This window comes from Streptococcus sp. k-402 (genome assembly GCF_013277515.1).
In the GTDB taxonomy this organism is placed as follows: domain Bacteria; phylum Bacillota; class Bacilli; order Lactobacillales; family Streptococcaceae; genus Streptococcus.
Map to the genome: position 1 here is coordinate 73,197 of NZ_VMNB01000001.1, position 14,740 is coordinate 87,936.

The following is a 14,740-nucleotide window of genomic DNA, read 5'->3' on the forward strand; positions in this document are numbered from 1 at the left end:
CATATATACGGCAAGGCGACGTTGACGCGGTTTGAAGAGATTTTCGAAGAGTATAAGAAAAAATCAGTCCCCTAAAGGAGCAGATTATGAAGTTATTGTCTATCGCCATTCCTAGCTATAATGCTGCAGCCTATCTTCATTACTGTGTGGAGTCGCTAGTGATTGGCGGTGAGCAAGTTGAGATTTTGATTATCAATGACGGGTCTCAGGACCAGACTCAGGAAATCGCTGAGCGTTTAGCCAGAAAGTATCCTAGCATCGTTAGAGCCATTTATCAGGAAAATAAAGGCCATGGCGGTGCGGTCAATCGTGGCTTGGCAGAGGCTTCTGGGCGTTATTTTAAAGTAGTTGACAGTGATGACTGGGTGGATCCTCGTGCTTACCTGAAAATTTTGGAAACCTTGCAGGAACTAGAGAGCGAGGGTCAAGAGGTAGATGCCTTTGTGACTAATTTTGTCTATGAAAAGGAAGGTCAGTCTCGTAAGAAGAGTATGAGTTATGAGTCAGTCTTGCCTGTTCGGCAGATTTTTGGCTGGGACCAGGTCGGAAATTTCTCCAAAGGCCAGTATATCATGATGCATTCGCTGATTTATCGGACAGATTTGTTGCGTGCTAGCCAGTTCCAACTGCCTGAACATACTTTTTATGTCGATAATCTCTTTGTCTTTACGCCCCTCCAGCAGGTCAAGACCATGTACTATCTGCCTGTCGATTTCTATCGTTATTTGATTGGGCGTGAGGACCAGTCTGTCAATGAGCAAGTGATGATTAAGCGCATTGACCAGCAACTGAAAGTCAATCGACTCTTGGTAGACCAGCTTGATTTATCCCAAGTGAGCCACCCCAAAATGCGAGAATATCTGCTGAATCATATTGAAATCACGACGGTGATTTCCAGTGCCCTGCTCAACCGAGCAGGCACAGCAGAGCATCTTGCCAAAAAACGGGAGCTGTGGACCTATATTCAGCAGGAAAATCCAGAGGTTTTTCAAGCTATCCGCAAGACCATGCTCAGCCGTTTGACCAAACATTCGGTCTTGCCAGCTCGCAAACTTTCCAATGTTGTCTATCAAATCACCAAATCTGTTTATGGATTTAATTGATATAAGTATTTTATAAGAGGGATTTAAGAAAAATTTTAACTTTTTCTTAGTCCTTTTTAATTTTAGGAGATTATACTAGAGTCATCAAATAAAGAAAAACTCTAAGGAGAATCCTATGAAATTCAATCCAAATCAAAGATATACTCGTTGGTCTATTCGTCGTCTCAGTGTCGGTGTTGCCTCAGTTGTTGTGGCTAGTGGCTTCTTTGTCCTAGTTGGTCAGCCAAGTTCTGTACGTGCCGATGGGCTCAATCCTACCCCTGCTCAAGTCTTACCTGAAGGGAAACCTGAGGTCGTTGCTGGAAATACAAACTCACTTTCTACACCTACAGAAGGAACTGAAGTGAGCGAGGAAACAAGCCCTTCTCGTCTGGATACACTTTTTGAAAAAGGTGAAAAAGATGCTTTTAAACAAGAAAATCCAGAGCTAACAGATGTCTTAAAAGAAGCTGTAGATACAGCTGATGTGGATGGGACACAAGCAACTCCAGCAGATATTGAAAAAGCTGTCGATGAGGATGTTAAAGACAGTATTGATGTCCCAGCGGGCTACCTAGAACAAGCCAAAGTTCCCGGTCCTTTCTTGGCTGGTGTAAACAAACCGCTTAAATATGAACTTTTCGCAGGCGATGGTATGTTGACTCGTCTCTTGCTCAAAGCATCTGACAAGGCTCCATGGTCAGATAACGGTGTCGCTCAAAACGAGAAAATTCCACCAGTGAAAAATTTACCTGATGACAAGTATTACTATCAAGTCTCTTTGAATGGTAACACCACAGGTAAGCAGGGTCAGGATTTATTAGATACACTTCGTACTAATGGTACAAATACCTATGAAGCTACCCTGACTGTCTATGAAGCAGCCGGAGATAAACCTGATTTGACTAAGGTTGTCAAGGAACGTAAAGTAAATATTACCTTGAACGGTCTTGTAACAAGAAGCGATGTTAACTCTGCAGTTGAAAACAACGTTAAAGACAGTATTGATGTTCCTGCTGCTTATCTTGAAAAAGCTGAAGGAAAAGGTCCTTTCACTGCCGGTGTAAACCAAGTAATTCCTTATGAACTCTTCGCAGGTGATGGTATGTTGACTCGTCTCTTGCTCAAAGCTTCTGATAAGGCTCCATGGTCTGATAATGGTGTAGCTAAAAATCCTGCTTTATCTCCACTAGGTGAAAATGTGAAAACCAAAGGTCAATACTTCTATGAAGTAGACTTAAATGGCAATACTGTTGGTAAACAAGGTCAAGATTTAATTGATCAGCTTCGTGCTAATGGTACTCAAACTTATAAAGCTACTGTTAAAGTTTACGGAAATAAAGACGGTAAAGCTGACTTGACTAATCTAGTTGCTACTAAAAATGTAGACATCAACATCAATGGATTAGTTGCTAAAGAAACTGTCGAAAAAGCTGTTAAAGATAACGTTAAAGACAGTATCGATGTTCCTGCAGCCTACCTAGAAAAAGCCAAGGGCGAAGGTCCATTCACAGCCGGTGTAAACCAAGTAATTCCTTATGAACTCTTCGCTGGTGATGGTATGTTGACTCGTCTCTTGCTCAAAGCTTCTGATAAGGCTCCATGGTCTGATAATGGTGTAGCTAAAAATCCTGCTTTATCTCCATTAGGAGAAAATGTGAAAACAAAAGGTCAATATTTCTATGAAGTAGACTTAAATGGCAATACTGTTGGTAAACAAGGTCAAGCTTTAATCGATCAGCTTCGTGCTAATGGTACTCAGACTTACAATGCTACTGTTAAAGTTTACGGAAATAAAGACGGTAAAGCTGACTTGACTAATCTAGTTGCTACTAAAAATGTAGACATCAACATCAATGGATTAGTTGCTAAAGAAACTGTCGAAAAAGCTGTTAAAGATAACGTTAAAGACAGTATTGATGTTCCAGCAGCCTACCTAGAAAAAGCCAAGGGCGAAGGTCCATTCACAGCCGGTGTTAACCATGTGATTCCATATGAACTCTTCGCAGGTGATGGTATGTTGACTCGTCTCTTGCTCAAAGCATCTGACAAGGCTCCATGGTCAGATAATGGCGACGCTAAAAATCCTGCTTTATCTCCATTAGGTGAAAACGTGAAGACCAAAGGTCAATACTTCTACCAAGTAGCCTTGGACGGAAACGTGGCTGGCAAAGAAAAACAAGAACTCATCGACCAGTTCCGAGCAAACGGTACTCAAACTTACAGCGCTACAGTCAATGTCTATGGCAACAAAGATGGTAAAGCAGATTTGACAAACATCGTAGCAACTAAACAAGTTACTATTAAGATAAATGTTAAAGAAACATCAGACACAGCGAATGGTTCTTTCTCACCTTCTAACTCTGGCTCTGGCGTGACTCCGATGAATCACAGTCATGCTACAGGTGCGACTCATCAAACAGCTACTGACCATAAGGACATGATGGCACCAGCCAAAGAGACTGATAAAGCAATGCCAGCAAATGACCAAATGGAAAAATCAGGTATAAAGACTGAGACTCCAGCTCCAGGTACTACAGATAGCATGCCTGCTGACACTATGACAAGCTCTACCAATACGATGGCAGGTGAAAACATGGCTGCTTCTGCTAACAAGATGTCTGATACGATGATGTCAGACAAGATGATGTCAGATGATAAAGCTATGCTACCAAATACTGGTGAAGCTCAAACATCAATGGCAAGTATTGGTTTCCTTGGGCTTGCACTTGCAGGTTTACTCGGTGGTCTAGGTTTGAAAAACAAAAAAGAAGAAAACTAATCAGCTAAGGAAATAAATGAGGGATAGTAGGCTGACTAAGGCTAGTTTACCAACTCAATCAGCAATCAGGACTTTCTTTCAATAGCAGATTAAAATCATCGTAAAACAATAAAAATAGTGTTATACTTAAAGCAGTATAGCACTGTTTTTATCAAAGGAGAGACAGATGGGAAAGACAATTTTACTCGTTGACGACGAGGTAGAAATCACAGATATTCATCAGAGATACTTAATTCAGGCAGGTTATCAGGTCTTGGTAGCCCATGATGGACTGGAAGCGCTAGAGCTGTTCAAGAAAAAACCGATTGATTTGATTATCACAGATGTCATGATGCCTCGGATGGATGGTTATGATTTAATCAGTGAGGTTCAATACTTATCACCAGAGCAGCCTTTCCTATTTATTACTGCTAAGACCAGTGAACAGGACAAGATTTACGGTCTGAGCTTGGGAGCAGATGATTTTATTGCTAAGCCCTTTAGCCCTCGTGAGCTGGTTTTGCGAGTCCACAATATTTTGCGCCGCCTTCATCGTGGGGGCGAAACAGAGCTGATTTCCCTTGGCAATCTGAAAATGAATCATAGTAGTCATGAAGTTCAAATAGGAGAAGAAATGCTGGATTTGACTGTTAAATCATTTGAATTGCTGTGGATTTTAGCTAGCAATCCAGAGCGAGTTTTCTCCAAGACAGACCTCTATGAAAAGGTCTGGCAAGAAGACTATGTGGATGATACCAATACCTTGAATGTGCATATCCATGCTCTTCGACAGGAGTTGGCAAAATATAGTAGTGACCAAACGCCCACTATTAAGACAGTTTGGGGCTTGGGATATAAGATAGAGAAACCGAGAGGACAAACATGAAACTAAAAAGTTATATTTTGGTTGGATATATTATTTCAACCCTCTTAACCATTTTGGTTGTTTTTTGGGCTGTTCAAAAAATGCTGATTGAGAAAAGCGAGATTTACTTTTTGCTTGGGATGACCATCGTTGCCAGCCTTGTCGGTGCTGGGGTTAGTCTCTTTCTCCTATCGCCGGTCTTTACGTCGTTGGGCAAACTCAAGGAACATGCTAAGCGGGTAGCGGACAAGGATTTTCCTTCAAATTTGGAGGTTCAAGGCCCTGTAGAATTTCAACAATTAGGCCAAGCTTTTAATGAAATGTCCCATGATTTGCAGGCAAGCTTTGATTCCTTGGAAGAAAGCGAACGAGAAAAGGGCTTGATGATTGCTCAACTTTCGCATGATATCAAGACCCCCATCACTTCGATCCAAGCGACGGTAGAAGGGATTTTGGATGGGGTTATCAAGGAGTCGGAGCAAGCTCATTATCTAGCAACCATTGGACGCCAGACGGAAAGACTCAATAAACTGGTTGAGGAGTTGAATTTTTTGACCCTAAACACAGCCAGAAATCAGGCGGATATGACTAGTAAAGACAGCATTTTTCTGGATCAGCTCTTGATTGAGTGTATGAGTGAATTTCAGTTCTTGATTGAGCAGGAGAGAAGAGATGTCCACTTGCAGGTAATCCCAGAGTCTGCCCGGATTGAGGGAGATTATGCCAAACTTTCTCGTATATTGGTGAATCTGGTTAATAATGCTTTTAAATACTCAGCTCCAGGAACCAAGCTGGAAGTGGTGGCTAAGCTGGAGAAGCACCAGCTTTCAATCAGTGTGACCGATGAAGGACAGGGGATTGCCCCAGAGGACTTGGAGAATATTTTCAAACGCCTTTATCGTGTCGAAACTTCGCGTAACATGAAAACAGGTGGTCATGGCTTAGGTCTTGCGATTGCGCGTGAATTGGCCCATCAATTGGGTGGAGAAATTACAGTCAGCAGCCAGTACGGTCTTGGAAGCACCTTTACCCTCCTTCTCAACCTCTCTGGCAGTGAAAATAAAGCTTAAAACCCCTTTACAAATCTAGCCATTCATGGTAGAATGGATTTTGTGCGAAATATCAGCAGGAAAGCATGAAGCTCGTCAACAGGTGTCTTATGATAAGTAACCTTGGCTGTTTAGGCGAAGGGCATCTGCACGAATCAGGGCTTTCTAAGTGACTATTTCCACCGAAATATTATTTATATCAGGAGGACATTCACATGTCACGTTATACAGGACCATCTTGGAAACAAGCTCGTCGCCTTGGCCTTTCACTTACAGGTACAGGTAAAGAATTGGCACGTCGTAACTACGTACCAGGACAACACGGACCAAACAACCGTTCTAAATTGTCAGAATACGGTTTGCAATTGGCTGAAAAACAAAAACTTCGTTTCACTTATGGTGTAGGTGAAAAACAATTCCGTAACTTGTTCGTACAAGCTACAAAAATCAAAGGCGGAATCCTAGGTTTCAACTTCATGCTTCTTTTGGAACGTCGTTTGGATAACGTTGTTTACCGTCTTGGTCTTGCGACTACTCGTCGTCAAGCTCGTCAATTCGTAAACCACGGTCATATCCTTGTTGACGGAAAACGCGTTGATATCCCATCATACCGCGTAACTCCAGGTCAAGTGATCTCAGTTCGTGAAAAATCATTGAAAGTTCCAGCTATCCTTGAAGCAGTAGAAGCTACTCTTGGACGTCCAGCATTCGTATCATTCGACGCTGAAAAATTGGAAGGTTCATTGACTCGCTTGCCAGAACGCGACGAAATCAACCCAGAAATCAACGAAGCACTTGTCGTTGAATTCTACAACAAAATGCTTTAAGATAAGACTTTATATTGTAAGAAGCCTACAACAGTGGGCTTTTTGCTTTGTCTTAAAATGTTGATTTCTGGGTTTGTCATCACTTATAACGAACTCACAGCTTTCTCATAAAATGAGACGGTTGTTTTTGCTTTTTCTTTGGAGAGATGACTGTAAGTGTCCATAGTCATAGCTAGTGTAGAATGACCTAGACGGTGTTGTAATTCTTTATATGATATTCCAGAGTTTAGCAAAAGACTAGCGTGTGTGTCTAAACCCGTGGAAACCAATATTAGGTACACTAGCATGTTTGAAACGTGTGTTTAAACGAGTGGCTAGTGTTTTATTGTTTGGGTATTGAGAAAGAAAAATACTAAAATGTTTTGTAGTCCTTAAACTACGTGATATAATAAGAGTAAAAGGAGATTCAGTAATGCAACCACCATTATTTATTGCGAACTATATAATTGAATATTCTAACGATAAGAGCTATTCAATTAACAACCTCATATTACAAAAAATATTATATTTTGCCAATGTAATTAAAATTGTTGACACTAAAAATCCTCTTTTTGAGGAACAAATGGAGAAATGGAAATATGGTCCCGTTGTACCAAGTGTATATCATGAATATAAAAGATTCGGAGCTTTTCAAATAACAAAACAGGATATTGTTAAAGAATATTTTCATTTTGAGAATATAGAAAATAATTCATTAGGAAACATAAAAATATTTAAGTATCAACCACAAGATATTCCAGAACTTGATGCTAATTTGTTAAAGAAAGTTATTGATAGATTTTCTGATGTAGATATTTTTGATATAGTGGAGAAAACTCATAAACAGGAACCATGGAAAAAGTACGAAAAGTTAATTAGTGATGGTGTTCAAGGGATAAAATACACAAATGAAGAGATATTGAATTATTTTAACAACCATCCAGAGGAGTTAGAATGGCTCAGATAAGTACAAGTTTTATCCAACTTCTTTTAGTTGGTGATATCTCTAATCATGATGATGGTATTGTAAAATCGCTTCAAGATAATTTAACTGAGGAAAATTTAGTAATTCCATACGATTATATTGCTGAATTTGTATACCAGAATGAAAATAGCAATGAGCTCAATGAAACGTTAAATAGGAACATCGATTATTTATCTTCAACTATAGAAGCAGATGATAACGCTAAGAAATTAATACTAGATAAGAACCTTAAGAAAATAAGTTCTAATTATAGCTTATCTCAAATTCAGAAATCTTATATATCAAGGGTTGCTAAGGAAGTGGAGCAGGGGTTAAAAGATGTCAATAGCCAACTAAACCAAGCTAGATTAATTCTTCAAGATGTAAAGAAAAAATCAGACGCCTCTAATAATACTCTTACAGAAGCTAAAAGCCAACTAAGTCAAGCTAAATATTTTATTAAATATATACAGGGGCAATCAGCCAACTCTAATAAACTTCTTAAAACTGTACAGGAACAATCTGACGATATTGAACAAACAAAATCATCTATCTACACGGATTTCATAGCAATTTTAGGGATTTTTTCAGCATTTGTTTTTGTAATGTTTGGAGGCATTGAAGTAGCAAGAGCTGTTTTTGATATCGGAGATGATTTATTAAATATGAATCTTTCTAAGATGATAATAATTTCATGTCTGATGTTAATTGGTGTAATAACATTGATGTATTCATTGTTATTATGGATTGCTAGAATCACCAATAAGGAAATTGGAAACTGCATGAGCAGTAAATGCAAAGAGGGTTGTTCGCACAAGTGGAAGCATTTTTATTTACGTCATTCATTTTATTTTTCATTGATTATTTTATTAGTGATAATTACTTACATTTCATTTAAATATTCCTAGATTGGCTCCTGAAAACTATAATTGTAATAGAAAAAGCACCGCTTGGCCGTGCTAGTTTTTTGCCTGCTGAACTCATCATTTTTAAGTTCCTGATATTAAGCACTTTTGGGCGCTTCCCTTTAGTGCTTTTTTTGTTTTTAAAATAGCTTTTTAATATACAGTTATAGGTAACTATACGTAACTAGACCTGCATAGTTTAAAGTGATATAATGGTCTAAAAGGAGGTACTACTATGGATGTTTTAGAAAAAAACACACAGGTAAACTTTAAAACTAACAGAGACTTGTTAGAGAAGGCTAAAGCTATTATCACAGCGCAAAATCTTGATATGACAGTCAGTTTTAACTTGTTTTTAGAGCATATTGTAGAAAATAAAGCCTTGCCATTTGAAATCCAAGTAGACAAAGAAAGAGAAGAACTTCTATCAAAGTTGCGTGCTGAAATTGGCCGTAGCTTTGAAGATTTAGAACATGGAAGAACTTGCAGCCTTGATGAAGTGAGGGCTAATCTTGGAATTTAACGAGAACTCATATGGCCTTATTATCTCCGAAACGGTACAAGAACAGCTAAGAGGTATTAAAGATTATATCTCAGCTAACTACTTTTCAGAACAGGCAGGAGCAAACACAGTTAAGAATATTCGGAGCGTCTTGAAGTCTTCCCAGAAGCAGGATTCGATGCTGATGAAAGAGTAGGAGGTATTATATACCCACCCCACAAAACCAGATGCATCATTTTAGGCGATTACCTAGCCTTCTATCATATTTTAGAGGATAAAAAAGCTGTCTTTATATCAGATATTATTCATAGTAAACAGGACTACATCCGCTTGTTCAAGAAAAAATAGCTCCTACATATTAGTAGTGAGCGTTTAAATTATAAGTCATTGACTAATAACAGGGATAGAATAGACACAATTTGGAAATTATCGGAAGCAATTCGTATGAACAATTGCTCGACATAAAATATAAATCTCCGTTAAAAGATGCCAAAAGTAATATTATTTTTCCAGTTTACCTCTCTTCAATCATAATCAAAAACATTAGTCGATGATGAACGATATCGGATTATTGGATTGCCGTTTTATAACTATGAAATAACTAAAGATGAGGGGGCAGACAGATTAAGGAATTTATAGTTTAACAAAATCTTAAAATATTTAGTTTTATAGATCTTAGTAGAGAATGAATTATGGAATTTGATATAAATAAAGGAAATTTTAAATATGATAAATAGTTTTTTTATACGAAAACCAATGAAGTATAATTACGTAATCTCAACGATTTTAGATATAGTAAATTTATTTTTTCTAATCTACTTCATATTTTCAGATATGGAAAAGAAAATATATTTTATTATTGCGCTTATTTGCTATCTAAGTTTAATGGTATGTGTTTGGTTCCTAGAGAAAGAAAATGTAAATACGGACCTAGGAGACTTAAACAGTCAAATAACTAAAATATCAAATACTATCTCACTTAGAGGTATATTTAAAATTATTTTCTGTATAATTAGATACTTTTTTTTGTTTTTTATATTACGAACATCTATTCTAATAATGATGGGTGAAGAGTGGCTATATAATACTCCCTACGGTATTTTTATTGAAAATTTCATTTTCATAGTGATAACAATATTACTATTTACTAGAATTTTTAGTTATTTATCAAACATTTCCCCTTACTTATTGCTTTTAGTGATTGCTATACCCATATTTTTATTTTCAATAGTAGGAATTGAATCTTCATTCTTCAATTGGACTTTTATATCTCTTATACTGGTCTCTGTTCTTCTTCAAATTTTGAATGAAGATATTCAATACTTACTTCCTAAAAAAATACGTCCTCAAATGGGAGAGTCTGATACTGAACTAAAGGAGAGCTTCTTCAAAATGAAGTTCAATGTGTTATTGTTCGTTCCTCTATTATATTTTTCTTTGTTGTTATCGGAAAAAATTACAAACAGTAATGTATTTTTATATTTTGTTAATATTTCAACTTCAAGTAATATTGAAGCAGGAAACACAACTTACCTTTCTTATTTTACTGTTTACAGTGCATTAGTAAAACTATTAATTGTTTTCTTTTCCTTTATTATTCTTTTTGAATATAAAGAAAGTTTAATTAATATGATTTGCAGATTTTTATTACCTGTGATTAATGAAGATGGATTCTTAAATCGAGATGGAAAATATTTTAAAATTAGAAATAAAAAGAAGTTCAGTGTTGATAAAGAAATATACTATTATAGATACAAAAATACGTTTATAAAAAACATGCCCACAAAAACAGAGTATTATAGATTGTCTGATAATGTATTAATGGATAAATCAGGCCATACTCAAAATTTTAAAATTATCTCCAATCATATTTTAAAAATCGATAAAGACTACTTTATTTTAGACCATTCAAGTACATTAAATGATTTTTATATTATGAGGAAAAATGAACGCCTGAGGAAATTGAAGAGGCCTGATCATAATGTTTGGTTGGTATTTCTAGCATTGCTAATAGTTACACTATTTTTTAATAGTATTTTAAATTCTAAAATGGAAACTCATGGGAGAGGAGAATATAAAATCATAAAAAACAAAAAAGAGTTATCAAGCAACGATGAAAATGAAATAATTTATTTAGAAAAGAATCAGTTAAGAATTGGAAATAATAAATATAGTTATGATGCAATCAGCATGACAATAAGAGATAATTCGAATACAAAAGTAGGAGAACTTAAGGATAAATTATTGACGATTGAAATTGATGATAGAAAACAAGAATATCGCTTTGATGATTCTAAAAATGCTGGAAGTTAGTATCTAGCTTGAAAAAATATATTTGTTACTTACTTATTTATTTTTTAAGTAAATATAGAAAGTTACAAAAACTTTATGAGCACTCATAGAACAATAATAAGGTAGTTCTTAAAACTAAAATATGTTAATTAGCATTTCGTAAAAATTTACGGAATGCTTTTTTGTTATGTGACTTTCAGTCCGTCTCGCTCCGTTAGGTGCGAGACAAAAAAACTACCCGCTATGCGGGTGCGCGTTGAAGGTTATACCCAAAAAACTCCAAACGCGATACAATAAAGGTGTTCAAGCCAATTGTAAAGCGAAAGGAGAAAAATATGGCACAAAAGACTCATAGTTTATCGCACACAAAGTGGCACTGTAAGTATCACATTGTATTCACCCCTAAGTATAGACGAAAAGTCATCTATAATCAATATCGAAGTAGTTTAGGCGAAATATTTCATCGTTTGTGTAGTTATAAAGGAGTTGAAATTATCGAGGGTCACTTAATGCCAGACCATGTACATATGTTAGTAAGTATTCCACCAAGGATAAGTATTTCGAGTTTCATGGGTTATTTAAAAGGAAAAAGTGCACTCATGATGTTTGACAAACACGCCAATCTCAAGTACAAGTTTGGGAATCGGCATTTCTGGGCGGAAGATTATTATGTGAGCACAGTAGGGCTTAATAAAGCCACAATTAAGAAATATAGTCAAGATTAAAGAAATTATCCAGTGGATGATTTCTTCACGAATATGAAAATTTGAGAACGAGTAAAGCATGATATAGCACTAGATAAATTGAGTATAAAAGAATATGAGGATCCCTTTAGGGATAGTGGTAAGTAATACTAAAGCCTCTTTAAGAGGCAAGTGACGAGTCAAGAGCAATGAGGCTTGAACAAAGTGAAAGCCAGCGTCTTTAGGCGCTGGCTGGTAATTTGGGCTTATAGCCCTGGGACAAACCACCTGTTTGACGGGTGGTCATGATTTATCTGAAAATGTAGTGAAAAATGTAGTCATTCGAATGATTTCCCTTGCAATGTACTGAAATTAACAAAAAGAAAAAAACGCTTGAACAGCGTTTTTCTTCTGTATTGATTCGTATTGAATGCTTACTTAACCTCTGTAAACACAACGTGTTTGCGAAGTTTTGGTGAGTATTTCTTCAATTGAAGACGGTCTGGAGTGTTACGTTTGTTTTTAGAAGTAAGGTACAAGCGTTCACCAGATTCTTTGTGTTCAAGTGTAATATTTACGCGCATGGTATCTCCCTTCTATTATTCAGCTGATGCAGCTTTAGCGATTTTACGTCCTTTGTAGTATCCTTTAAGTGATACACGGTGAGAACGTGAGTAATCTCCAGTAGTTTCGTCAAAGTTTACAGATGGAGCTGTTACTTTGTAGTGTGTACGACGTTTGTTTTTCTTCGCTTTTGAAGTGCGACGTGCAGGTACTGCCATTTTGATTTCTCCTTTAGGTATTTATATTCGATTCAATCTACTGATTTTCATCAACCATACTAGGATAACACATTTTTTTTGTAAAGTAAAGTTACTTGACAAAAAAAGATGAAAAAATTAGAAGGTCATCAACCAAATTAATCGAAATATTCTGAAAATTCAAGAATTTTCTTCTGTTCATTGCTTTTAAAATGTGCTATAATAGTAAAAACTGAAATGGGAGGGAACAAATGACTGAATTAGATAAACGTCACCGCAGTAGCATTTATGACAGTATGGTAAAATCACCAAACCGTGCCATGCTTCGTGCGACTGGTATGACAGATAAGGACTTTGAGACACCGATTGTGGGCGTGATTTCGACTTGGGCGGAAAATACACCATGTAACATCCACTTGCATGATTTTGGGAAAGTAGCCAAAGAGGGTGTCAAATCTGCAGGCGCTTGGCCTGTACAGTTTGGTACCATTACCGTAGCGGATGGGATTGCCATGGGAACGCCTGGGATGCGTTTCTCTTTGACATCTCGTGATATTATTGCGGACTCAATCGAGGCAGCTATGGGTGGTCACAATGTGGATGCCTTTGTTGCTATCGGTGGTTGTGATAAGAACATGCCTGGTTCTATGATTGCCATTGCCAATATGGACATCCCAGCTATTTTCGCTTATGGTGGAACCATTGCACCGGGAAATCTTGATGGTAAAGACATTGACTTGGTTTCTGTCTTTGAGGGTATCGGAAAATGGAACCACGGTGACATGACAGCTGAGGACGTGAAACGTCTGGAATGTAATGCCTGCCCTGGACCTGGTGGCTGTGGTGGTATGTATACTGCTAATACCATGGCGACAGCTATCGAAGTTCTCGGTATGAGTTTGCCAGGCTCTTCATCTCACCCAGCTGAATCAGCTGATAAGAAAGAAGATATTGAAGCAGCAGGACGTGCTGTTGTTAAGATGTTGGAACTTGGTCTCAAACCATCAGATATCTTGACTCGTGAAGCCTTTGAAGATGCCATTACTGTAACCATGGCTCTCGGTGGTTCTACAAATGCCACTCTTCACTTGCTTGCCATTGCCCATGCTGCAAATGTTGACTTGTCGCTTGAGGACTTCAATACAATCCAAGAACGTGTGCCTCACTTGGCCGACTTGAAACCATCTGGTCAGTATGTCTTCCAAGACCTCTACAAAGTCGGTGGTGTGCCTGCGGTTATGAAGTACTTGTTGGCGAATGGTTTCCTTCATGGCGACCGCATCACATGTACTGGTAAGACAGTTGCTGAGAACTTGGCTGATTTTGCAGACTTAACCCCAGGTCAAAAAGTCATCATGCCACTGGAAAATCCAAAACGTGCGGACGGTCCGCTTATCATCTTGAACGGGAACCTTGCTCCTGATGGTGCGGTTGCCAAGGTATCAGGTGTTAAAGTGCGTCGTCACGTTGGACCAGCTAAGGTCTTTGACTCAGAAGAAGATGCGATTCAGGCCGTTCTGACAGATGAAATCGTTGATGGCGATGTAGTCGTTGTTCGTTTTGTTGGACCTAAGGGTGGTCCTGGTATGCCTGAGATGCTCTCGCTTTCATCAATGATTGTTGGTAAAGGTCAGGGAGATAAGGTTGCCCTCTTGACGGATGGTCGTTTCTCTGGTGGTACTTATGGTCTGGTTGTTGGACATATCGCTCCTGAAGCTCAGGATGGTGGACCGATTGCCTACCTTCGTACAGGCGATATTGTTACGGTTGACCAAGATACTAAAGAAATTTCCATGGCCGTATCCGAAGAAGAACTTGAAAAACGCAAGGCAGAAACAACCTTGCCACCACTTTACAGTCGTGGTGTCCTCGGTAAATATGCCCATATCGTATCATCCGCTTCACGCGGAGCCGTGACAGACTTCTGGAATATGGACAAGTCAGGTAAAAAATAAACTTAAAAAGCAAGCCAACTTCGGCTTGCTTCTTTTCATCTTCAAAAGTGATTTAGCTGCTTATACTCAATAAAAATCAAAGAGCAAACTAGGAAGTTAGCCGCAGGTTGCTCAA

Annotated in this window: 12 protein-coding genes and 3 pseudogenes; 12 read left to right on the plus strand and 3 right to left on the minus strand. The window is 37.8% G+C overall.

The features are described 5' to 3' along the window. Positions 1–86: 86 nt before the first annotated feature. The 5 genes from HT724_RS00370 to rpsD all read left to right on the plus strand — a co-directional run bounded on the left by HT724_RS00370 (position 87) and on the right by rpsD (position 6,584). Complete coding sequence (locus HT724_RS00370) at positions 87–1,103, plus strand: glycosyltransferase family 2 protein (RefSeq protein ID WP_173276584.1); 1,017 nt, start codon at positions 87–89, stop codon at positions 1,101–1,103. Between the two features lie 115 nt (positions 1,104–1,218). Further along, on the plus strand, positions 1,219–3,864 hold the full coding sequence (locus HT724_RS00375; RefSeq protein WP_173276585.1) for a fibronectin-binding SSURE repeat-containing protein: 2,646 nt from the start codon (positions 1,219–1,221) through the stop codon (positions 3,862–3,864). Between the two features lie 166 nt (positions 3,865–4,030). Continuing rightward, the gene (locus tag HT724_RS00380; RefSeq protein WP_000520643.1) at positions 4,031–4,729 is read left to right on the plus strand and encodes a response regulator transcription factor; all 699 of its coding nucleotides are present in this window, start codon (positions 4,031–4,033) and stop codon (positions 4,727–4,729) included. Further along, the gene (locus HT724_RS00385; RefSeq protein ID WP_173276586.1) at positions 4,726–5,778 is read left to right on the plus strand and encodes a HAMP domain-containing sensor histidine kinase; all 1,053 of its coding nucleotides are present in this window, start codon (positions 4,726–4,728) and stop codon (positions 5,776–5,778) included. The genes HT724_RS00380 and HT724_RS00385 overlap by 4 nt, the downstream gene beginning before the upstream one ends. A gap of 194 nt (positions 5,779–5,972) precedes the next feature. After that, a complete protein-coding gene (rpsD, locus tag HT724_RS00390) occupies positions 5,973–6,584 on the plus strand; it encodes a 30S ribosomal protein S4 (protein WP_000092756.1) in 612 nt (203 codons plus the stop codon). Between the two features lie 83 nt (positions 6,585–6,667). Here rpsD and HT724_RS10115 read toward each other — a convergent pair. Then, positions 6,668–6,941 (minus strand): annotated as a pseudogene (locus HT724_RS10115) (tyrosine-type recombinase/integrase); the annotation flags it as partial. A gap of 55 nt (positions 6,942–6,996) precedes the next feature. On the opposite strand from HT724_RS10115, the gene HT724_RS00395 reads away from it, so the two are divergent. From HT724_RS00395 to tnpA, 6 genes and pseudogenes are all read left to right on the plus strand, one after another. Beyond that, on the plus strand, positions 6,997–7,530 hold the full coding sequence (locus tag HT724_RS00395; protein WP_173214599.1) for a type II toxin-antitoxin system antitoxin SocA domain-containing protein: 534 nt from the start codon (positions 6,997–6,999) through the stop codon (positions 7,528–7,530). Beyond that, on the plus strand, positions 7,518–8,435 hold the full coding sequence (locus HT724_RS00400; protein WP_173214597.1) for a hypothetical protein: 918 nt from the start codon (positions 7,518–7,520) through the stop codon (positions 8,433–8,435). The genes HT724_RS00395 and HT724_RS00400 overlap by 13 nt, the downstream gene beginning before the upstream one ends. A 232-nt stretch (positions 8,436–8,667) precedes the next feature. Further along, positions 8,668–8,955 (plus strand): type II toxin-antitoxin system RelB/DinJ family antitoxin, encoded by a 288-nt coding sequence (locus tag HT724_RS00405; RefSeq protein ID WP_173214595.1) that lies wholly within the window; start codon positions 8,668–8,670, stop codon positions 8,953–8,955. Next, positions 8,945–9,282, plus strand: a pseudogene (locus tag HT724_RS00410) (type II toxin-antitoxin system RelE/ParE family toxin). Before HT724_RS00405 ends, HT724_RS00410 begins: the two are co-directional and overlap by 11 nt. Positions 9,283–9,660: 378 nt before the next feature. Next, the gene (locus HT724_RS00415) at positions 9,661–11,247 is read left to right on the plus strand and encodes a hypothetical protein (protein WP_173276587.1); all 1,587 of its coding nucleotides are present in this window, start codon (positions 9,661–9,663) and stop codon (positions 11,245–11,247) included. A 314-nt stretch (positions 11,248–11,561) separates the two neighbouring features. Continuing rightward, a pseudogene (tnpA, locus tag HT724_RS00420) lies at positions 11,562–12,077 on the plus strand (IS200/IS605 family transposase). A gap of 266 nt (positions 12,078–12,343) precedes the next feature. Here the strand turns inward: tnpA and rpmG are convergent. Beyond that, positions 12,344–12,493, minus strand: coding sequence for a 50S ribosomal protein L33 (gene rpmG / locus HT724_RS00425; RefSeq protein WP_001265622.1), 150 nt, complete (start codon positions 12,491–12,493; stop codon positions 12,344–12,346). 15 nt (positions 12,494–12,508) lie between these two features. Next, positions 12,509–12,691 (minus strand): 50S ribosomal protein L32, encoded by a 183-nt coding sequence (gene rpmF / locus HT724_RS00430; protein ID WP_000290417.1) that lies wholly within the window; start codon positions 12,689–12,691, stop codon positions 12,509–12,511. Between the two features lie 230 nt (positions 12,692–12,921). On the opposite strand from rpmF, the gene ilvD reads away from it, so the two are divergent. Further along, on the plus strand, positions 12,922–14,625 hold the full coding sequence (ilvD, locus tag HT724_RS00435) for a dihydroxy-acid dehydratase (protein WP_173276588.1): 1,704 nt from the start codon (positions 12,922–12,924) through the stop codon (positions 14,623–14,625). The last annotated feature ends 115 nt before the right edge of the window (positions 14,626–14,740 follow it).